Below are 21,215 nucleotides of genomic sequence, written 5' to 3' on the forward strand. Positions count from 1 at the left end.
CGCTAACCGAAACTGGCAGATAGTGTGCCAACCGTCATTGCCCACCCATCAACCAACACAAAGATAACCAGCTTGAACGGTAATGAAATGATCAATGGTGAGAGCATCATCATCCCCATTGCCATCAGAACACTGGCGACGACGAGGTCAATGATCAGGAAGGGAATAAACAACATAAACCCAATCTGAAAGGCCGTTTTAAGCTCACTTATCACAAATGCGGGTAACACGACAGCGAATGAAATGTCTTCAACGGCGGTGTCAAGAGGCTCGTTAGCAATACGCATCATTTGTTCTAAGGAGGTTTGCTGGGTCTGCGCCAACATAAAATTGCGCACCGGTTTCTCTGCAATAGAAAAAGCTTCCATTAGCGTGATCTGACCTTGGTCATAGGGTTCAAAAGCATTGTGATAAATATCTGTCCAAACTGGCCGCATAATGAGCAGAGACAAAGCGAGAGCAATGCCGACTAACACTCGGTTTGGCGGACTTTGTTGCAGGCCTAAAGCCTGACGAAGGATAGCTAACACAACAATAATGCGAGTAAAACTGGTTGCCATCAAAATGAACGCAGGCAGAAAACTCAACGCGGTCATCAGCAGCAGGATTTGTAGTTTAACGCTGTATTCTTGCTGCGTTGCGCCGTCACTCACAGAGAGAATGGTCAGCCCAGAATCATTGGCAAAAGAAGGCAAAGCGAACATTAAGCTCGCGACGCCAACCCATATTACCCAGCTCTGAAAAGAACGTGATTTTTCCATCTTATAATGTGCCTTTACTCAACCGCTGAGGTGAGGGCGGAATCGACTATATCGATCAGGCGTAATCCGTATTTTTCATTGACCACGACAACTTCGGCATGCCCCATGAGAGATCCATTGACCTTGACATCAAGTGGTTCGCCATTGAGTTTGTCGAGCTCAATCACACTGCCTTCTCCGGCTTTCATTAAATCACCTAATGCAATTTCCTTGCTGGCTACTTCAAGTGTTACCGTGACAGGAATGTTTTTGAAAAAGCTCAGATCCCGCTCCTGAACGGAACCAGAAGGTTGCAAAATTTCAGTGTGCGTATCTTCCAACTGAAAATCATCGAAGTTCAGCTCTTCACCGTTGAAAGTGGTGGTATCTTGCGACTCACTCATTAAAAGAATCCTTATCGTGGTTAATAATTAAAACTAGTTGCCCATCTTTTTCCGCAACGCGCCCTGCGAATAAAGGCTCATTGCCTATGCTGGCCGGAACGGAAGTCAGCAGGTCGATGGGCAAGACATCGTTGGGCTGCAATAGAATCAGTTCGTTGAGCGGCATGGTTTTTTTACTCAGTAATACGTTCAGTTTTACTGGTGTCGAGGTCAAAGATTGACAGAAAGGTTGATACAGTGACTCGTGAGGCGTTAATTCCAGTTGCTCGGTGAGTGTGTTGACCAGTAATTCATCCAACTTAATATGAATCGTACCTTGATGGTCATCGATGTTGACATTGAGCGCCGCATAAAGGCCGTGACCTTCGGTGGGTTCCACCTGACTGCGCGACCACATTTCTTTGGGTGCCAACCAACTTGCGATTAGCCAGCCCACTTTCTCTTGCAACCGGAGATCACTGTTGCTGAGAGCACCGTTATTTCGTTTCATTTTTGCGTCATAGAAACTGTCCACCAAATTAATTAAGGTTGGACTATCGGCATAAATAAATACCCGGCCACCGGATTGATGAAGGAAAGTACTGGTTAAAGATTTGTTTAGTTCATTGGGCATAAAAGCATGTAATGAAACATGCTGCACACTCACTTCTACGTGACTGGACCTTTGCCAGTTTTGCAGCTCATAGCACAGGCTGCCACACGAAGATGATATTAAACTATCTAGCCTATCTCGAATAACATGAATGGGTTTCCCCAGAGATTCTATACTGAGAGGCTGATAATCTGAAATAGATATCTTACTTCTGCTTTCCATTTATTTTTTACCATGCGTTAACAAAGCGAATTGATAAGTTTTTAACTCAACTAATACAAGTTTACATAGGATTTTTAGTTTTAAATAAGCCTGATTTATAAAATTTGTGACTTTACTCCATATGTTGAATTTAAGTGGCTACGTATATCTTCTAATCAAAAATAAAACAGGTTAGTTTCCCAACCATACAAAAGTTCATGTCGTATGAAACTCTGGTTTTCATTGATTTTTGTGCTTTATCCTTCTGGTTTTAAATCAGTTTATTGATTGATTGCACTTTTGTTACAGTGCAGGCGGGTAAAGTGGAGTCGTTGATTTTTGTACGAATTCGGTAATTTCTGGATATCGCCATCTTATTTGGAAATATGAAGTTAAATTAATAGTTACTGGCATGTTTAATAATCATGATTAAGACACTTTCTAAATTATATCCGCTTTCGTTGATTTTTTATTGTTGTCTCGTATTTGCAACAGAACCTGTAGAAATTCCTATGGATGAAGCGGCGTGGACACATAATGGCGGCCGCTTAAAGTGCAGTCTCATAATTGATAATTCTTCCTATGGGAAGTTTTATTTCCGCTCTGAGGAAGTGGCGAAGATTTACTTTTTTGCTGAAGTGAAAAATTTTAATAAAAAATGGACTGGTGCTGAACTATTAAGTTTGTCAGCGCCTTGGAATACGAATAATCCACCTCAGTTGATCACCGATGGTGCTCAGATTAAAAATTCAACATTGTCCTTTGTTGATAATATAACCACCTTAATGGGAAAGATTGAGTCAGGGGACTGGATAACCATTCGGTTAAACGGAAATCAACCTTCCGATGTTCGCGCTTACATTCTCCCCACCACGCGTATAAAAAATCAATTACAAGCGTTTCGCCAATGTCAGACAGCGCTCCCTAGCATGTCGTTTACTGACGCTAGGGACATCACCTTGTCTTTTGATATCGGGCAGGTTCAGCTAACGACCGCTCAAAGTCGGGTCCTGAAGGACCTACATAGCTATCTCAACGCGGATTCAAGTATCGATAAAGTGCTTATTGACGGATACACGGACAATATTGGTTCGAGTATCTCTAATTTATCCGTTTCGCGTCAGCGTGCTGAACACGTCGCAGAGACGCTAAGAAAACTGGGCGTCAAGAAGGCATTGCTCGAGTTAAGGGCTCACGGTTCAAGATACCCTCTTGCGAGTAACGAAACCCAACAAGGCCAATCGAAAAATAGGCGCGTGACGCTGCGATTGGTGCGGAGCAACGAAACGACAACGCGAACGGATTCCCCACAAATTAACGATAAGAAGAAGGCTTAATCATGTCGGAGACAACTATTTTATTGGTTGAGCCAAAGGATGAATTTGCTCAACCCGTTCTCAGAATATTGGAAGAGTCTGGTTATCGCGTCAACCATGTGCGCACGGGAAGGAGTGCTCTACTTGAAGAGGCTGTGCCTATTACTTTGGTTAGCTCCAACTTGCCGGACATGTGTGTTCGGGATTTTGTTCGCTGTCATCAAAACCGAGAAGGTAACGGTGTTGCGATTGCCATTGTCGAACAAGAACAGGGTATTCTCGCGGCAGAGACCATGAAGTCCGGCGCGACCGACTACCTTCTTCGGCCCTTTGAAAACAATCAACTCATTAATTTGTTACGCCGAGTTGAAGTGTTGGGTAAACCAATGGCGAATATTGTGGCGCAATCTTGGCGCAGTAAACAAGTTCTGCAGTTGGCTCATCGTGCTGCTTGTACCAAGGCGAGTGTTCTTATCTCTGGTGAGTCAGGGACGGGTAAAGAAGTGTTAGCCCGCTACGTCCACCAGCACTCTCCTCGAGCTGATGGCCCTTTTATTGCCGTGAATTGTGCGGCGATCCCCGAATCGATGCTAGAGGCGGTGTTATTCGGCCATGTAAAAGGTGCCTTTACCGGCGCGACACACTCACAATCCGGTAAGTTTGAAGAAGCCAATCATGGTTCGATATTGCTCGATGAAATCGGCGAAATGTCGCCCGCGGTTCAGGCAAAGCTCTTGCGGGTTTTGCAAGAAAGAGAAGTGGAACGGGTCGGCAGTCATAAACCGGTCCAACTTGATATTCGAGTGATTGCTGCGACGAATAAGGACCTTCGAGAGGAAGTCAAAAATGGTCATTTCCGTGAAGACCTTTACTACCGACTTGATGTCCTGCCTCTCCATTGGCCTCCACTGCGTGAGCGTAGCGAGGATATCTTGCCAATCAGTCAATTTTTTATCAACAAATATCAAGACAGTAGCCAATGCTACTTGTCTCAGGATGCGATGCTGTCACTGAGCCAATATCACTGGCCGGGGAACATCCGTGAACTTGAAAACGTGATTCAACGGGCGTTAGTCATGCGTCACGGTGATTACATTACCGCCCATGATCTGATGTTGCCTGTTGAGCTGCTTGGTCCGGTTGAATCCGCACTTGCACCGCAAAATATGGGGCACGTTGAAGCAAAAAAACAGGCAGAGTATCAGTACATACTCGACCAGCTACGCCAGTTCGGCGGAAATCGTACCAAGACCGCTAACGCACTTGGTGTCACCACTCGCGCATTACGTTACAAGCTAGCAGCAATGCGTGAACAAGGTATTGATCTACAGTCGGCCCTAGGCTCGGCTGCTTAAAGGAGGTTAAGTTATGACCAATCAACCAGTAATCAGTTCGATGAGTGCTGAGCAGTTAATGTTATCCAAAATGGACAACATGCGAGCTCAAATCCAGCCAGAGTTTGTTGTGTCAGCGAACCCCTTGGATGTGCAAAAACTGAATGAACCCCTGTCATTTTCTACGGCAATGACTCAGGTTCTTGACACAGTCAATCAACATCAATCTGCGGCGAGTCAAAAAATGACAGCGGTCGAAACAGGGAAAAGCGATGACTTAGTTGGCGCAATGATCGCCAGCCAGAAAGCCAGTTTGTCATTCAATGCTTTGATGCAGGTTCGCAACAAGGTAGTGAGTTCTTTTGAAGATATTATGAAGATGCCGGTGTAAGACATGTCAGACTTAACAACTCAAGTTGCCAGCAGTGGGTCCTTTAGTGCGGCTGGTACGCAAAGTACCTCTCAACGAGGCATGGAAGATTTCACTTACAAGTTGAAACAATTGTGGTCCAACAGTCAGAGAAATTTGGTTTTGTCGGCCGTACTTGCCGCTATCGTCGCGGCTATTATCGTGGTGGCGCTTTGGAGTTCGACTCAAAGTTATCGCGCTTTGTACAGCCAGCAAGAACGTTTTGATACGGGTGAAATCGTGACGGTGCTCGAATCAGAGGGTATTAATTACCGCCTGCAAGAGCAGAATGGTCAGGTGTTGGTTGCCGAAGGCGAAGTCGCTCGGATTCGAATGTTGCTTGCGGCAAAAGGAATTAAAGCCAAACTACCGACCGGGCTAGATTCTTTGCAGGAAGACAGTTCATTGGGCACCAGCCAGTTTATGGAAACAGCGCGCTATCGTCATGGTCTGGAAGGGGAGCTTGTCCGAACCATTATTTCCCTGAATGCGGTATCCAATGCGCGAGTTCACCTAGCGATTCCACGTAAAACACTCTTCGTTAGACAAAATAGTGAGGCAGCGACGGCGTCAGTGATGCTTGAGTTGAAACCGGGTGAAGATCTCAAACCTGAGCAAGTCGAAGCGGTGATAAATCTGGTCGTGGGCAGCGTCTCTGGTATGAGCACCGAACATGTTTCTGTGATTGATCAATATGGACGTTTACTCAGTGCCGACATCGGTTCGACGCAATCGGGTAAGGTGAATGCAAAATATCTTGAGTATCAGAAGAATGTTGAGCAGCAAATCATTCAAAGAGCCTCTGATATGTTGACACCTATTCTCGGCCCCAGTCACTTTAGGGTTCAGGTTGCGGCCGATATGGACTTTAGTCAGGTTGAGGAAACGGAAGAAATACTTGATAACACGCCAATTGTTAGAAATGAACACACGATCACCAACAACTCTGTTGATCAAATAGCCTTAGGCATCCCAGGCACGCTCAGCAACCAGCCACCAGTAACCGGCGAAGTGCCTACCGAGGACAGCCAGAACACGAATGCACGTTCTGAAATTAATCGCCAGTATGCTGTGGGGAGCAGCATCAGACGTACCCAATATCAACAGGGACAAGTGGAGAAGCTGAGTGTGTCTGTATTGCTCAATGAAGCGGCGGCGCCCAATGGTACGGCATGGACTGCTGACGAGAAAGCGCAGATTTCTGCGATGGTCACCGACGCGGTTGGTTTGTCAGAAAACCGAGGTGATAGCCTCAGTCTCATGAGTTTTAGTTTTACACCTTTAACGATCGAAACCCCACCGAGCATTCCTTGGTGGCAGGATCCGACTATCCAGCAGCCGATGCGGTACGTGATAGGCGGCTTACTCGGGTTGGCAATGATTATCTTTGTTTTGCGACCTCTAATTATGCACCTTACAGGGGCCGATAACCGAGCGAAGGAACTGGACTTTGCACCCTCTCAAGACGAGCCAAGTTTCGACAATTTTCAAACACGAGAAGAGCGGGAAAGAGAAGAAGTGCTTAATCGTAAATTATCGGAAAGAGGTATTGCGGCCTCTTCGGGCCTGGATGTCGGTAATGATATGTTGCCACCGGCGGGTTCACCCCTGGAAATACAGCTGAAACACTTACAACTGATTGCGAACGAAGAGCCAGAGCGAGTCGCAGAAGTCTTAAAACAATGGGTAAATGTGAATGAACACAGCAGAGTTAAATCAGAAAGCAACGCTTAGTCACGTCGAGCAGACTGCTCTCGTATTACTGGGTATGGGCGAAGACGCAGCCGCGAAGGTTTTGCGTCACTTCACCCGAGATGAAACTCAGCGTGTCACCAAGTCGATGGCGCGTCTGAGTGGGATAAAAAGTGATAGAGCCAATGGCGTTATTCAGCATTTCTTCGAAGACTTTCGTCAGCATAGTGGTATTCGCGGTGCGTCCAAAGAATACTTGTCGAATACGCTGCGAAAAGCCTTAGGCAATGATTTGGCTAAAGGTTTACTCAATAACCTTTATGGTGATGAAATTCGCAATAACATGCAGCGGCTGCAATGGGTGGAGTCTGAGGTGTTGGCACGGCTAGTGTCGAATGAACACCCTCAAATGCAAGCGATTTTTCTTGCCTATTTACCGGCGGAAAGTTCGTCTGCGGTCCTTCAGCACTTGCCGGAAGATTATCATGATGAGTTGCTCTATCGCATCGCTCAACTTCAAGATATCGACCATCAGGTCGCCAGCGATTTGAATGATTTGATTGAACGCTGTATCGAACAGTCATCGGTCAGCCAAAGTGCACCAATGTCGGGCATAAAACAAGCGGCCGATATTATTAATCGCTTTGAAGGTGACCGTGGCTCATTGATGGAAATGCTCAAATTACATGATGAAGATGTTGTCGCTCAAATTGAGAAAAACATGTTCGACTTCATGGTCTTGGGTAGACAACGTGAAGAAACAATGGACAGATTGGTTCAACAAATACCAACGGAACTCTGGAGTCTCGCCCTTAAAGGATCAGAAATTACGCTTCAACAAGCGATTAAGCGTTCAATGCCTCAGCGAATGATTACGGCGCTAGAAGATGATATGCAAGTCCGTGGTGCTGTTCCATTGAGCCGGGTTGAACGGGCCAGAAACGACATTATGCAAATGGTACGTGAGCTTGATGAAGAAGGTGAAATTGAGCTGCTTCTCTACGAAGAACCAACGGTGGAGTAATTGTATGTCACTGGTTAAATCCGATTTACTAAAAATGCCGTCTACCGGGTATCGAATTCATCGCTTTCCACCACTGGCCGAGCCTGTTGATGAAAGCGAACTGAATTTAGAAGATTCATGGCAAGACGCTCAGGATGAGTTGCAACTTAAACTGGAGCAAGGGTTTCAAACCGGTCTTGAGCAAGGCCATGATGAAGGTATGCGTCAAGGTCTGTCACAAGGTCAACAACAAGGCTTGCTCGAGGGTCAGAAAGAAGGATTTCAGAAAGGGTTTGTTTCCGGAGAGCAGTCTGGAAAACAGGCTTTTAATGAGGCGAGTAAACCGGTTCACGAGCTATACAGAACGCTTTCACATTGGCAGTCTGAGCGAGAGCAGCAGCAGCGCCATATCATTTGTGAATTAGTTCAAAAGGTGGCGCAACAAGTTATTCGTGCAGAGTTGACTCTGATGCCTCAACAGATTCTTTCGTTGGTGGACGAGACGTTGGAGGCTATGCCAGGGAAAACCGAAAAAATCACGGTTCATTTAAATCCACAAGATCTTGAACGTCTCACTCAGATCAATTCAGAACTGCCCGACGCTTGGAAACTGGTCGCTAACTCAGAGCTGCCGCCGGGCGGTTGCCATTTGGTCACCGATGACGCAGAAGCGGATGCGAGTTGCGATTCACGTTTGCAGGCTTGCATGGATAATGTGCAGCAACACCTGCTTGATGAGGTTAATCCTGACAGAGTTGAAGAGTGCGATGAGTAATTCACTGGCCTTTGATTTGCTGTCTGAAAGAACAAACGACGCCATCGCATCACTGGACTCGATTCCTGTCGCCCGGGTCACTGGGCGCTTAGTTAAAGTCAGCGGTTTAATGCTTCAGGCAGTAGGATGCCGATTTAAACTTGAACAGCGTTGTCTGGTTGAAACGGCGGAAGGTGACATGATTGAGGCACAAGTTGTAGGGTTTGATCATACGATTGCGTATTTGATGCCGATTCGTCGTCTCGGTGGGTTATTTGCGGGTGCGAAAGTAGTGCCACTCGATGGAGACAGTACTGTTCAGTTAAGTGATAACTGGCTTGGGCGAGTCGTCAATGGGCTGGGGGAAGTCTTAGATGACGGGCCTGCGTTGAAAGGTGGGGATCGTGTTTCACTCGAACCTAAACCCATCAACCCTTTAAAGCGCCGTCCCGTTAACTCTCCCCTCAATGTTGGCGTACGAGCCATCAATGGATTACTCACGGTAGGTAAAGGGCAACGAATTGGGTTAATGGCCGGCAGTGGTGTTGGTAAAAGTGTTTTGATGGGAATGATTACTCAAAATACCGAAGCTGATGTCATTGTTGTTGGTTTGATTGGCGAACGAGGACGAGAAGTTCGTGAGTTTATTGAATCGAACTTGACGCCGGAATCCCGTAAGAAAGCAATCATTATTGCCTCACCTGCTGATGATTCACCATTGATGCGTCTTAGAGCCACGTTGCTTTGCCATCGGGTATCAGAGTATTTTCGTGACAAAGGCAAAGATGTGCTTTTAATGATGGATTCTTTGACACGTTATGCAATGGCACAACGAGAAATTGCTCTGGCATTGGGTGAGCCGCCTGCGACACGTGGCTATCCACCTTCCGTGTTCAACGTGTTACCGCAACTGTTAGAGCGAGCGGGTAACAGTGACAACCCACACGGTAGTCTTACCGCCATTTATACCATTCTTGCTGTCGGCGACGATCAACAAGATCCGGTCGTGGACTCAGCGCGTGCGATTCTTGATGGGCACGTTGTATTGTCTCGCAAACTCGCAGAGCAAGGGCACTTTCCCGCGATTGACATCAATGCCTCGATTAGCCGGTGTATGACCGCTTGTTCACAGCCCTCCCAGCGTGCATTGGCCAATGAATTCAGGAAGGCCTATTCCAACTATTTGCAGGTGAAAGACTTGCTGCCGTTGGGAGGATACCAACCCGGTCAGGACCTTGAACTTGATCGCGCGGTTGCGCTCTACCCCCAACTTCAGTCCTACCTTCAGCAACCGGCGGACTGTTCAGTGGACTATCAGCAAAGCTTGATCGAACTGGCGCAATTGTTTCAACCAGAGACAGGGGCAAGCTGATGGAAGAAAAGTGGCTAGCGGTGGAAAAGTTCCACAAGTTAGAGCAAAAGAAACGTGACATTATGTCGACCCAACTTGAATCTATGCGGAAAAAGCAAGCAACGGCGAGTCTTCATTTGGATCAACTCTCAGTCCTTAAAGGTCAAATGAAGCCCAAGCCATTGCAATCGAATGGGGTCGGCTTACATCGTGAAGCATTCATCAACTGTAGCCGTGTCGACCAAATGCTGGGCAAGATGATTCTCCATCAAGAGCAGGAACAGGCGCTGATGGAGGCTGAATGTTTGAGTTTAACGCACCAGTTAGCCACCAAGTACAAGCGAGTGAAGATTTTGGAAAACACCTTAGAAGGGTGGAAAAATGAGCGTCGAATTTGTCGTCAAATTCGTGAAGATATTGCGCTAGAGGAGAATATTAGTAGCCGTTTTGTACAAAAAGCTTAATAATGCGCCACTGGTAGGGCTTTGCGTGTTGTTAACTCAATGAGCCTGATTGTGTTCTGAGGAGAGAATAAGGTTTCGTATGCTTAAGTTGAAAGACGCAAATGTTTTGATTATTAAAGAGTTTCCTAATAAAAATATCAGCATTTCCAGTCTCATGCTGTCACTGGGGATAAAGCAACACAAAATTCTTCATATCAATGCTCCTGCCGACGCGCTTAAGCGAACCTTTCATGGCAGGTTCGATATCCTCATTTGTGATCACATGTTCAACAACAGTCAGCTTAAGTCGCTGGACGTAATTCGTGAGATGCAAAAGGCCAATGTAATTGATGACGGCAGTGTCATCATTATGGATTGCCTTGATAGTCGCCTTAAAGATGCCTCATGCTACTTAGCGGATGTCCACCTCCGGCCAGAGAATAGCCAACAAGAGCTCCAAACACTCATTCGTAGAACCTTCGATCAGAAAAACAAAGTCATACCGCTCTTGCGACGCGAGGGCATCGACTCTGCTGAGGAAATGGAGCAACGCTATCAGTTTTTTGAGCAGCATTATCTTGAGTATCAGTACGACTTAAAACGTCATCGTGCTTACCATTATTTGAGCAATAGAGAATTAAAGAAAGCCACAGAAATTTACGGCGTGTTAATAAAAGACAGTGGCAAGCGGGATCATTCTCTGGAGATCAGCCTCTTTCTCAACGCGTTAGTATTGAATGGTCAATCAAAGGATGCTTTAGAGTTATTTGCCAAGTTTGCGTCGTCTAAGTTCGAATTAGGCCAGCCCTTCGATGAGATAGGGGTCTTGATTCAGTTACGTGAAGGTAATATGTCTCAAGCAGCGGACATGCTGAAAAGCTCCGGTGCGCGTTGGGGGTTCAACTTGGCGCAGCGATCCATCCTTGCTTTAACGAGTCTCGTCTTAGGAAAGTATGACGAAGCTCTAGTGCATTTTTCGTCCAATGTGACTGTTGCGAAGATCCTTAACCAAAATGTGGCTCAACATACATTAAATTACCTATTTTCCTTACTGATGCTCTGGATGCGCAGTGAAGAAGGAAGCGGACTCTACGAGCGCAAATTTAATCAGGTCATCAAGGAAATATCCCGCTTAAAGTTGAAAGAGAGTGAACACCAACATCTTGCGATTATTCTCCTCCATGCTGAGTTTTTGCTTGGGAACCGTCAAAATGCTGAGTCAGTCATTGATTCCTTCGTCAAAAAAGTAGAAAAAACAGGCTGTGTTGCGAAACTTCATGCTCTGTATCTTTCTTCAGGCTTATCGAATAAAGCGCATGCCTCTTTGATATTTAATCGACTCGCGTCTAATAGTGCAGTCTTTATGTTTGAACCCTTGCCGCCAGCTTGTGCGGCCTTAGTCAAAGCGATTGACTTCAAAGCTTTTTCGCTTGACATGCAACGCTGTAATCGCGTCAAAGTGAGTGAGTAGTTTCTCGTTTTATTCACTCCCCCTGTTAAGGCGACACCACTGAAAATAATATTAAATACAAATTTTTTCTTTGCGAGGCGGTTTCCGAATTAGGGGTCTAACCCTTTCGTGCTGACGAGGTATTTGTACAATGTCAGTTAATATGATTCGCCAATGGCTAAACTGTGAAACTGGGTCAATATGGAATCCAATCAACTCACTGTGATGGTGTCTGGTATTCAGGGAACAAGGTTTTTCAACCTGTCGTTCAGGGCTATTGCAGGCATTAAATATACATTGCTGTTTATTGTAGTCATGTTTGTTAGCTTGATCGGGTTACTTTCGATATTGGCCGATGACGCTTCGGATTCGGCCAAAGAAAAAACGCAATGGATGAGCAAGACATACTCGCTGGAAAAAGAATTGTTGCGTTCACATGAGTTCCAGACTGATCTCGAGTCGAGCTTAAATCGAAAACAGCAAGATCTTGCTTATGTGACTGAAAAGTTGCGCGATATTGAGTCAGCGCTTAAGTTATCCAATGAATCTCTGGATCTTAGAGAAAGAGTGAATATTGCTGCCCTAAACACCGCAGTACGCCATCAAATGATGCAGCTGATTCCCAATGGTAAACCAGTACGAACGGGTTATTTGTCGTCACGCTACGGTAATCGAATTCATCCGGTCACCAAAACTAAGGCAATGCACCATGGAATCGATTACGCCGTTAGCATGGGAACGCCGATATACGCGCCTGCGGATGGCATAATAGCGATGGCGAGAAAAAGCAACAGGGGCTCGGGTAACTTCCTTAGGATTACTCATTCATTTGGCTTCACTTCTTCTTATTCTCACTTGAAGTCTTTTAAAGTGGAACGAGGTGATTACGTCAAGAAGGGCGATCTGATTGGTCTGTCCGGAAATTCTGGATTGTCCACCGGATATCACCTCCACTATGAGATTCGATTGGTGGGGCGTTCACTGGATCCGTTGCCTTATACACAATGGGAAATGAATAATTTTGAATCGATTTTCGAATCGAATAAGGAGGTAGAATGGGATTACTTAGTAAAACGAATAGAGAGTCAAATAGCGACTGCTCTCAAACTGTCATCGCGGAAGGCGCCTTCATTGAAGGACAACTCAAGCTTACTTGTAACATCCAGATAGATGGCCAGATTAAAGGTAATATAGAGACAGACCGAACGGTCACTATTAGTGCAACAGGGGCGGTCGAGGGCTCTATAAAATCAGAACGTCTCATTATTAATGGTCGTTTCACCGGCAAGGTATACACAAAAAATCTTGAGATACTTGAGCATGGCTACCTTGAAGGGGAGGTCTCGGCGAGCGAATTCACGATCGAGAAAGGGGGTGTTTTTCTCGGTAATTCAAAAAATGTGGTCCGCGAAGAGGTGGTTAACCTTGATGTCACTAAAAAGACGACCAAAGCCAGAGCGAAGGCCGATATTGATAAATCGGGCCAGTGTGCCTAAGCCATTAGTCTTTGAATGTCGATTCAAGTTATGGGCCTGTGTCTGATATGCCAGTCATCATCCGGCTGGCGTTTGCACTGTTGACATTCGATAAACCAAGCCCGCGTCGTATTCAGCGATGGGTTGTGAACATTATTTGAATTGATTTAGAATCTGTTGATATTCGGTCGTTTTTTTAAATGAATCTAATGCAGATTGCATTTCCTGAACGAGTTGCCGAGGTGTTTCTCTATTGAGTGAAAAATAGTTATCGTTATATTGAAATGTATAGACTCGTTCAAAGCTATTTACGTCCAGATCAAGATCTGAAAACTGCGCTTGCGCGCCTGTCCAATTCGATGCCCACAAATCAATTCTGCCTTTATCGAGTTGTCTAGCCAGCAAGGCTTTACTGTGTATTCGAACGATGTTTTTATCCGGTATGTTTAATTTCTCCAAGCGTTTTTCAAGACTGTCTCCTCTGACAACGCCAATCCTGTATTGTGACAAGTCTGCCCTTTTTTGTATGGTGATATTTCGCTCTTTTCTCGCAATGAGGAAAGAGGGCGTCCCTTGTGAAATTGGACCCACCCACAAAAATAACGATTCGCGCTCCGGTTTGCGTGAGGTAGCAAATAGTACGCTGCCTTTATTGTTAAGCGCATATTTGTAGCCCCTCGCCCAAGGTATGACCTGTATGTCGATACGACTAAGTTGAGAATTGGCATGTTTTGCAGCCCCCAGTAATACTTCGACGGATAACCCGGTTAATTGACCACTAGAATCAATAAAATTGAGGGGATGATATTCTTCGGTGATAAATGTTAATTCAAACCAAGGATCTGAAGGTGGCAGCTCAGCGTTGGACACGAAGGAAAAAAACAGTAAAAAAAACAGTGAAAGTGGCCTTAACATCATCAATATCCTTAATTATTCCCTCCAAGTCTAGCTGAACAATGGATAATCATATTGATTTTTTCGCCTATACATGATTTCAAATTTTTTGATGCTTACAAAGCGTTTAAAGACGCGGATTGAAACAGTAGCGCAAGCCAATTGGTGCGCGCTAGGGAGGAGAAATCGTCCAGCGTACTTTGGTGGATAAACCATCACCAATGATGGGACATCTGAAGTAAGCTTTGCAACCAGTTCTCTACCGTCCCGCTGATCATTAACGAAACATCAGCGGCAGTGAGTCATTCTGCCTAGGCTATAGGGAGGGTGACCCTAACGGATGGCTGAATTTTGATGTAATGTCATTTTTATCAAATGAAACGGTGAATGGCTTTTGTTTTATTGGTTAATTAAGTAACATATTCAGCGTACAACGGGGGAAGGAGGAAGTGGTGATAGGGTAGGTCGTGTTCTTGGAGAACGATGTTCAGTGTATCCAGCGGCCTGTATTGCCACTAATGTGAATAACACGGATTTCATGGGCAGAGCGTGAGTAAACATAGATATCTTTGTGACGATGTTGTCTTCGATATGGATAGAATGACGATCAGTACCCAACATCAAGTGCGATCGCTGAATTACAATGAATGTTTGTTTTTTCAAAAACTTCTCGATAACCCCAATCGTGTCGTCAGCAAAAACACCCTTAAATCGGTATCTTGGCCAGATACGATTGTCACCGATTCATCTTTGCAGAAAGCGGGGCAAAAAATTCGGCTTGCACTGACTATTTCAGATCATATTGAGCTTGAAACCGTTTCAGGCGTCGGCTATCGCCTCCATTGCCGTTCGGTGGAGCACAAGTTAAAAAATGAAGAGGTGAAGGTATCACACACAGTCAAGCGTTCGGGTTATCTGTGGTTAAACGCGATTTTGGCGTTGGCTTCTGTTGGCCTTGTTGTGTTATCCCTGTGGGAACTGTCTAAACAAACCAATCATCATCTGATTTCTTACCTGCATCCTGACTACGATATTCAGCTTTTAGGCAACAAACAGCTTATTACGATAAAAGGCGCAGTGATACCGACTGAAATTAGCGATTTGTTCCAAGGTTCCGATTGTGATTGTCTGTATTTTTTTAGCGCCAAAGCCAGCCGTTATGAGGTCTCTGTATACAATAAAAGCACACATCATAGTGAGAGCTATCTGGTGGAGCGAGAACGACTGCCTAAGGTTATTGAGGAGCTGAACAATGAACAACGTTAAGCTTTGGGTGAGTATTTTTGTGGTGAGCTTCTCAATCTATGGCCTCTCCCTCTATGTCAGTAGCCAAAAACTGCTGATGGAAGGGCGTTACATCGCCAGTATACAAAGTCACTCTGAGTTAAACGGCCGTTGGCGAGAGAGGCTTGAAATTAATTTAAGAGATGGACAGGTTAACTCAACCATTGCCGTCGAAGGCGATGGCCTAGAAGGGGTGGCTCTGTTTTCGGTTTCCGGAGAGGTCACCAAGTCTGAGCATGGTGTCTTTGAATTGGTGTATAGCACCAGTCCTCTCCAAACCACTAAAGTGTTGGACAGCCACCATGCTGCCAGTTATACCGCGTTATTTTTGGAAGGCCGTTCACATAATACCCTGATTTATCAGGATGCTAATGTGGTCTTACTAGAGGGAGAACGCTCCTACATGATGCTGAGTCGGGTTCGTCACTGATCGTTTGTGGGATACCTCCCGATGATCAGCCGGGAGATAAAAGACAGTAAAGATTTACGAGGTTTAGAAATGGTACTGAATGTTGGCCATTAACAGCACTTCATCGCCAATTTTTGACGTAGCTTTATGATGACCATTGTATTCATCCCATTCATATTCGAGCTCATTGACATGGTACAGGTAGCTGACTTCTGTTCCCACACTCCAATCGTTAAATCGATAGTTCAAACCCGTTTGTGCCCCTAAAACGGCACCATCTAAATCGTCAACATCGTCGTCTGCATTATACATTTCGTAACCCAGTTTGCCGCCAATTGTCCAAGATAGCTTTTGTGTTATAGGGATTAAGTAATCATATCTTGTGTACAAGGTCCCAACTTCAAGGTCCGAGTTACTATTGTCGACACTTGTGCCTCGGTAATCATAGCCAAGGCTGAACTGATGTTTTTGGTTGAGAGTGACGCCGCCTCTCAATCCCAATGCGACGGATGACGACAGGTCTTCGTGAGATTTTACACCATCATATTCTTCGTCCGTTTCCCCGCTAATACGAGCACCAGCATCAATTCCAACAAAGTATTCATATTGATTAGCTGCGCTTGAACCGAATGAAGTTGCGGCTAAGAAAGCAGCCAGAGTGAAGAGTTTTTTCGACGTATATTTCATTATGTTTTTCCAGTATTAAAGTGATGTATTGCTTGTTGTTCGTCCCTTTCACATCGTGGTGAAAGTGCCAACTAAGCTAGGGGGGATCGCTGGAAAAACGAAAGGAAACGTGCGGAAAGGCGGAGAAAGTTTCTAAACGAGGAAAATTTACCATTATTCATGGTTTTTATGTTTTTTAATGTCGGTAAAACAAGCCATGGGAGCGGAGATTGACATCCTGCGCGTTGTGGAATCGTTCAACCTTACTCAGAGTCAGCGTCTCCTGTGATTCCCCTGTAAATTGTTTACTATTCTAATGTTTAGAGTTCTACATTGTTAAGATTGTCTTACCGAGGCTTGTTTTTTGACGCCAGTCTCAATTTTGCACATATTTTACGCGCAAATTTGCCTTTACCCCCTGGTTGTGGTCAATAATAAAGGCGAAATTTGTTTAGAGTTCAAATTAAATGTGTGCGTTTATGATCACTTCAGAAAGCAAAATGACGGGTTCCGACTGTAATGGAAACCATGCTGAGCGATGGATATTTTTAGCACCGTCAGCTGAGGATGGTGATGATATTTTCAGGTTAATTTCCGCATGTCCCCCACTTGATGTTAACTCCTCATACTGTAATTTTCTGCAATCTACTCACTTTAGCCGCACTTGTGTTATTGCACGATACGGACAAGAGGTGGCAGGGTTTATTTCTGCGTATTGCAAACCAGACGAACCGTCGACTCTTTTTGTTTGGCAAGTGGCGGTTGGGAAACCCTTTCGTGGTAGAGGGCTAGCAATGACCATGCTCGACCAACTTTTAGGTCGTGCCTCGTTGAGCTCAGTCAAAGCAATTGAAACAACGATTACCCAAAACAACGACGCTTCTTGGGGGCTATTCAAAAAGCTCGATGAGCGTCATGGCTGTCGGGGAGAGGTCACTATGTTTTTGGATCATCAAACGCATTTTAAAGGAAACCACGATACCGAGTATTTGTATCGAATTCCGTTGAACATTCGCCAATGATAGGAAAAAAACGGTTTATTTATGGATATTTTTGATAAAAAAGAATCAAACGTTCGCTCGTATTGCAACAGTTTTCCGGTTGTTTTTGCTAAGGCCAAGGGCTGTTGGCTAGAAACCAATCAGGGTGAGCGATACCTCGACTTTCTCGCCGGCGCTGGCTCACTCAATTATGGCCACAATAACCCCGTATTGAAACAGGCTTTGCTTGAATACATTGAAAGCGATGGTATTACGCATGGGCTTGATATGTATTCAGAGGCGAAAGCGACATTTTTAGATGCCCTTGAACGCTATATTCTGGAGCCACGCTCCTTGGAATACAAAGTCCAGTTTACTGGGCCGACAGGGACCAATGCTGTTGAGGCGGCGCTGAAATTGGCACGTAAAGTGACTGGTCGCAGTTCCATTGTTGCATTTACGAATGGCTTTCATGGTTGCACCATGGGGGCTTTGGCGGCGACGGGTAATCAACATCATCGTCAAGCGGCTGGCATGAGCTTGACCAATGTCACTCGCCTTCCCTTTGACGGTTATGCTGATGTCGATGGTCTCAAGTTGTTTGAGACCATGTTGTCTGATCACTCTTCAGGAATGGATAAACCTGCTGCGGTATTGATTGAAACCGTTCAAGGTGAAGGAGGCCTAAATGTGGCTTCATCAACGTGGTTACAGCGATTAAGTACAATATGTAAACAAAATGATGTTCTGCTGATTGTGGATGATATCCAAGCTGGTTGCGGTCGAACTGGGACCTTTTTTAGTTTTGAGTCTTCTGGAATTGAACCCGATATGGTGACGTTGTCTAAATCTATTGGTGGCTATGGGTTGCCTATGGCGATCGTTTTACTCAAGCCTAAACTGGATGCTTGGCAATCGGGTGAACACAACGGGACCTTTCGTGGTAACAACCACGCTTTTGTCACCGCAGCGACAGCACTGAAAACTTATTGGTCCAATAATCAATTTGAACACCATATTGCTCGCTGTTCGGAAACCATTTCAGAAGTCATTCATCGTTGTGTCAAACGCTATCCAGAATTGTTTGTTGGCCTAAAAGGGCGTGGAATGATGCTGGGCGTCGAGTGTCATAATGGCCAACTTTCCAGTGAAATCACACAAATGTGCTTTGAACATGGCATGGTCATCGAAACAGCGGGCCCCAATGATGAAGTGATTAAGTTTTTCTGTCCCCTCACGATCAACCAAGCAGATTTAGCACAGGGCATGGCGATTTTTGAGCGGGCGGTATCCTTGATTGCGACGACACATATCAAAAAAGCATCGTAAAGAGGACAGATGAATGATCGTTAGAACACTAGAAGCATGTCGAGATAGCCAGCGCAAAGTTGTCGCGGAAACTTGGGAAAGTGTCCGTATGCTTCTCAAAGAAGACGAGATGGGATTCTCTTTCCATATTACAACCATCTTTGAGGGCACCCAAACGCATATTCATTATAAAAATCATTTAGAGTCAGTTTATTGTATCAGTGGTAAGGGTGAAATCGAGGTGATCGGAGGAACTACCTATCCGATAAATCCGGGAACATTGTACATTTTAGATGCACATGATGAGCATTATCTGCGAGCTTTCCAAGGTAGTGAAATGGTGATGGCCTGTGTCTTTAATCCGCCGCTCACAGGACAAGAAGTTCATGACGAAAAAGGGGTCTATCCGTTGGTTGACTGAAGGTAAATCATCAGTGTTTCCATGAGGCTCACTTTACTCTGTTTAAACTAAGGTTCTAAAATGACTTATACCGTAGAGAAAATCGGCGGCACGTCAATGACGGCATTCGATGCGGTCATTGACAACATCCTTCTGCGTCCAAAGGGTGACAATCTATACCATCGAGTGTTTGTTGTTTCTGCTTATAGTGGAATCACCGACGCACTGCTCGAATGTAAGAAGACCAATAAACCAGGCGTTTATCAATGGATTGCTAAACGTGACGATAAGTGGTTGGAGACGTTGTCGTATGTGGAGCAGAGAATGCTTCTAACCAATGAGCATATGTTCGCAGATCCAATGAATCGGCTCAGAGCTGATAAATTCATTCTGTCTCGAATCGAAGAAGCAAAAAACTGTATTTCGAATATCATGGAGACTTGTCAGTACGGGCAGTTTTCGCTGCGTCATTACTTACCTCAGGTACGAGAGTTTCTCGCGTCAATAGGGGAAGCACATAGCGCGTTCAATACGGCGCTCAAGCTCAAAAATATTGGTGTTAATGCCAAATTTGTTGATTTGTCTTGTTGGAACTCACACACACCGAAAAGTCTTGATGCGAATATTCGTGAGGCATTTTCCGGCATTGATGTCAGTAATGAACTACCGATTGTCACGGGTTATGCATCCTGTCAGGAAGGGCTAATGTCAACCTACGATAGAGGTTATAGTGAAATGACGTTTAGCCGAATTGCCTCCATTACTTGTGCCGATTTGGCCATTATTCACAAAGAATATCACTTAAGTTCTGCAGACCCGCAGGTTGTGGGCATTGATAAAGTATTCCCGATTGGCCACACCAATTATGATGTTGCCGATCAATTGGCCAGTTTAGGTATGGAAGCCATTCATCCGAATGCGGCTGCTGGATTGAGAGAAAGCGGCATCGAACTTCAGATAAAAAACACCTTCGAACCTGAACACGCTGGAACGCTGATTTCAAGCCACTATCGGCCCACCACCGACAAGGTGGAAATCATTGCAGGGAAAGAAAAAGTCTTTGCATTGCATCTATTTGATCAAACTGTGGCTGGCCAAATAGAAAATGTTAGTTATGAACTTATGGAAATCATTTCAGATGCACATGTGAGTTTGATTGGTAAAGAAATGAATGCTAATTCAATTACCTACTACCTCGGGGGTAGCACGGAAAGCCTCAACAAAGTTTTATGTAAGGCGGAAAAACGCTACCCTAATGCGGATATCAAAGGCAGGATGGTGGCCTTGATCTCGGTGATTGGCTCACAGATTGATACGAACGAAGCGCTGGCTCAAGGCGTGTTAGCCTTGATGAAGCAAAACATCACGCCTGTGGCGCTGCATTCTTCAATGAGGAACGTCAATGTTCAGTTTGTGGTCAGTGACCATGATTACCAGCCAGCGATACACGCATTGCACGATGAGTTTTTCTTAGCGCGTTATCAAAAAAAGGGCAACACCAAAGTAGCATAATGACAGGAATCTTGAGTTCATTGTTCCTGTGTTGATTGCTTTGAACGCAAAAGGCCGTGTCTTCAGACACGGCCTTTTTTGCATTTGGCTCCCCCTGCGGGACTCGAACCTGCGACATACGGATTAACAGTCCGCCGTTCTACCAACTGAACTAAGGGGGAATCGCTCAAGAGCGTGGAAATATTAGCGATGAGGCGAAAAACTGTCAACTTAATTTGATTTGAATCGGTTGGTTTTTTTAAAAAAAAGATCTTTACTTTTTTACAGCCCTTACCGTATAAAGCTTAGCTTTACTTATCCACTAAAATTGTGGATAACCATGTTGATGAAATCTGAGTAATGGTAAGTGCTTTAGAAAATTTGTAGGAACAGACAAGAAAACCTTTGCCTGATTAACTTTATCTTAATGTATTTTATCGTTTTTTGTTTTTTTAAGATTATTTTGTGTTTTATAAGTAGATGATGAGAAAATGTGGATAAAACACAATTTTAGGTTCAAATGTGCAAAACTTGTGAATATATTATGGCGAGGAATAAAGCAAATTTCTACGAGGGTTCGAAATCATATCAGGATTGAACAGTTGAATCTAGTGTAAAA

The 21,215-nt window shown here is 44.8% G+C and carries 22 protein-coding genes and 1 tRNA gene; 17 read left to right on the forward strand and 6 right to left on the reverse strand.

The features are described from left to right. Positions 1-2: 2 nt before the first annotated feature. From fliP to HLM86_RS06205, 3 genes are read right to left on the reverse strand one after another with little or no spacing between them, the layout of a single operon-like run. A complete protein-coding gene (gene fliP, locus HLM86_RS06195; RefSeq protein ID WP_076587435.1) occupies positions 3-761 on the reverse strand; it encodes a flagellar type III secretion system pore protein FliP in 759 nt (252 codons plus the stop codon). 14 nt (positions 762-775) lie between these two features. Then, a complete protein-coding gene (gene fliN, locus HLM86_RS06200) occupies positions 776-1,144 on the reverse strand; it encodes a flagellar motor switch protein FliN (RefSeq protein ID WP_076587431.1) in 369 nt (122 codons plus the stop codon). After that, positions 1,137-1,958, reverse strand: coding sequence for a FliM/FliN family flagellar motor switch protein (locus HLM86_RS06205; RefSeq protein ID WP_076587429.1), 822 nt, complete (start codon positions 1,956-1,958; stop codon positions 1,137-1,139). Before HLM86_RS06205 ends, fliN begins: the two co-directional genes overlap by 8 nt. A 491-nt stretch (positions 1,959-2,449) precedes the next feature. Here HLM86_RS06205 and HLM86_RS06210 point away from each other — a divergent pair, with 491 nt between their 5' ends. The 11 genes from HLM86_RS06210 (at position 2,450) to HLM86_RS06260 (ending at position 13,185) form a co-directional block, all read left to right on the forward strand. Further along, positions 2,450-3,274, forward strand: coding sequence for an OmpA family protein (locus tag HLM86_RS06210; protein ID WP_076587427.1), 825 nt, complete (start codon positions 2,450-2,452; stop codon positions 3,272-3,274). A gap of 2 nt (positions 3,275-3,276) precedes the next feature. Further along, a complete protein-coding gene (locus HLM86_RS06215) occupies positions 3,277-4,608 on the forward strand; it encodes a sigma-54 dependent transcriptional regulator (protein WP_076587424.1) in 1,332 nt (443 codons plus the stop codon). A 13-nt stretch (positions 4,609-4,621) separates the two neighbouring features. After that, positions 4,622-4,978 (forward strand): flagellar hook-basal body complex protein FliE, encoded by a 357-nt coding sequence (gene fliE, locus HLM86_RS06220; RefSeq protein ID WP_076587423.1) that lies wholly within the window; start codon positions 4,622-4,624, stop codon positions 4,976-4,978. A 3-nt stretch (positions 4,979-4,981) separates the two neighbouring features. Next, complete coding sequence (fliF, locus tag HLM86_RS06225; RefSeq protein ID WP_076587420.1) at positions 4,982-6,730, forward strand: flagellar basal-body MS-ring/collar protein FliF; 1,749 nt, start codon at positions 4,982-4,984, stop codon at positions 6,728-6,730. Beyond that, on the forward strand, positions 6,693-7,712 hold the full coding sequence (locus tag HLM86_RS06230) for a flagellar motor switch protein FliG (protein WP_076587418.1): 1,020 nt from the start codon (positions 6,693-6,695) through the stop codon (positions 7,710-7,712). The genes fliF and HLM86_RS06230 overlap by 38 nt, the downstream gene beginning before the upstream one ends. A 4-nt stretch (positions 7,713-7,716) precedes the next feature. After that, the gene (gene fliH, locus HLM86_RS06235) at positions 7,717-8,466 is read left to right on the forward strand and encodes a flagellar assembly protein FliH (RefSeq protein WP_076587416.1); all 750 of its coding nucleotides are present in this window, start codon (positions 7,717-7,719) and stop codon (positions 8,464-8,466) included. Next, on the forward strand, positions 8,459-9,817 hold the full coding sequence (locus HLM86_RS06240) for a FliI/YscN family ATPase (RefSeq protein ID WP_076587414.1): 1,359 nt from the start codon (positions 8,459-8,461) through the stop codon (positions 9,815-9,817). Before fliH ends, HLM86_RS06240 begins: the two co-directional genes overlap by 8 nt. Continuing rightward, positions 9,817-10,260 (forward strand): flagellar export protein FliJ, encoded by a 444-nt coding sequence (locus tag HLM86_RS06245; RefSeq protein ID WP_076587412.1) that lies wholly within the window; start codon positions 9,817-9,819, stop codon positions 10,258-10,260. Before HLM86_RS06240 ends, HLM86_RS06245 begins: the two co-directional genes overlap by 1 nt. A gap of 79 nt (positions 10,261-10,339) precedes the next feature. Then, the gene (locus HLM86_RS06250) at positions 10,340-11,710 is read left to right on the forward strand and encodes a response regulator (RefSeq protein ID WP_076587410.1); all 1,371 of its coding nucleotides are present in this window, start codon (positions 10,340-10,342) and stop codon (positions 11,708-11,710) included. A 180-nt stretch (positions 11,711-11,890) separates the two neighbouring features. Then, positions 11,891-12,859 (forward strand): M23 family metallopeptidase, encoded by a 969-nt coding sequence (locus HLM86_RS06255; RefSeq protein ID WP_076587408.1) that lies wholly within the window; start codon positions 11,891-11,893, stop codon positions 12,857-12,859. Beyond that, positions 12,745-13,185: a bactofilin family protein gene (locus HLM86_RS06260; protein ID WP_076587406.1), complete on the forward strand. Its 441-nt coding sequence runs from the start codon at positions 12,745-12,747 to the stop codon at positions 13,183-13,185. The genes HLM86_RS06255 and HLM86_RS06260 overlap by 115 nt, the downstream gene beginning before the upstream one ends. 132 nt (positions 13,186-13,317) lie before the next feature. Here HLM86_RS06260 and HLM86_RS06265 read toward each other — a convergent pair whose 3' ends face one another. Further along, positions 13,318-14,082 carry a substrate-binding periplasmic protein gene (locus tag HLM86_RS06265; protein ID WP_171831435.1) on the reverse strand — a complete coding sequence of 255 codons (765 nt, stop codon included), beginning with the start codon at positions 14,080-14,082 and terminating at the stop codon, positions 13,318-13,320. 525 nt (positions 14,083-14,607) lie between these two features. On the opposite strand from HLM86_RS06265, the gene HLM86_RS06270 reads away from it, so the two are divergent. Then, positions 14,608-15,324 (forward strand): winged helix-turn-helix domain-containing protein, encoded by a 717-nt coding sequence (locus HLM86_RS06270; protein ID WP_170882413.1) that lies wholly within the window; start codon positions 14,608-14,610, stop codon positions 15,322-15,324. Beyond that, positions 15,311-15,772 (forward strand): hypothetical protein, encoded by a 462-nt coding sequence (locus HLM86_RS06275; protein WP_076587400.1) that lies wholly within the window; start codon positions 15,311-15,313, stop codon positions 15,770-15,772. Before HLM86_RS06270 ends, HLM86_RS06275 begins: the two co-directional genes overlap by 14 nt. A gap of 63 nt (positions 15,773-15,835) precedes the next feature. Here HLM86_RS06275 and HLM86_RS06280 read toward each other — a convergent pair whose 3' ends face one another. Next, on the reverse strand, positions 15,836-16,438 hold the full coding sequence (locus HLM86_RS06280) for an outer membrane beta-barrel protein (protein ID WP_076587398.1): 603 nt from the start codon (positions 16,436-16,438) through the stop codon (positions 15,836-15,838). A 458-nt stretch (positions 16,439-16,896) separates the two neighbouring features. On the opposite strand from HLM86_RS06280, the gene ectA reads away from it, so the two are divergent. From ectA to HLM86_RS06300, 4 genes are read left to right on the forward strand one after another with little or no spacing between them, the layout of a single operon-like run. Beyond that, entirely contained in the window at positions 16,897-17,439 is a 543-nt protein-coding gene (gene ectA / locus HLM86_RS06285; protein ID WP_076587591.1) for a diaminobutyrate acetyltransferase, read from the forward strand. Between the two features lie 21 nt (positions 17,440-17,460). After that, positions 17,461-18,726, forward strand: a complete 1,266-nt coding sequence (gene ectB / locus HLM86_RS06290; protein ID WP_076587396.1) for a diaminobutyrate--2-oxoglutarate transaminase — start codon at positions 17,461-17,463, stop codon at positions 18,724-18,726. Between the two features lie 13 nt (positions 18,727-18,739). Next, the gene (locus HLM86_RS06295) at positions 18,740-19,126 is read left to right on the forward strand and encodes an ectoine synthase (RefSeq protein WP_076587394.1); all 387 of its coding nucleotides are present in this window, start codon (positions 18,740-18,742) and stop codon (positions 19,124-19,126) included. Positions 19,127-19,186: 60 nt separating this feature from the next. Further along, on the forward strand, positions 19,187-20,617 hold the full coding sequence (locus tag HLM86_RS06300; protein ID WP_076587392.1) for an aspartate kinase: 1,431 nt from the start codon (positions 19,187-19,189) through the stop codon (positions 20,615-20,617). Between the two features lie 85 nt (positions 20,618-20,702). On the opposite strand, the gene HLM86_RS06305 is transcribed toward HLM86_RS06300, so the two are convergent. Further along, positions 20,703-20,778 (reverse strand) — tRNA-Asn (locus HLM86_RS06305). Positions 20,779-21,215: the final 437 nt, after the last annotated feature.

The sequence above is a fragment of the Vibrio ostreicida genome (assembly GCF_013074385.2).
GTDB classification, from domain to species: Bacteria; Pseudomonadota; Gammaproteobacteria; order Enterobacterales; family Vibrionaceae; genus Vibrio; species Vibrio ostreicida.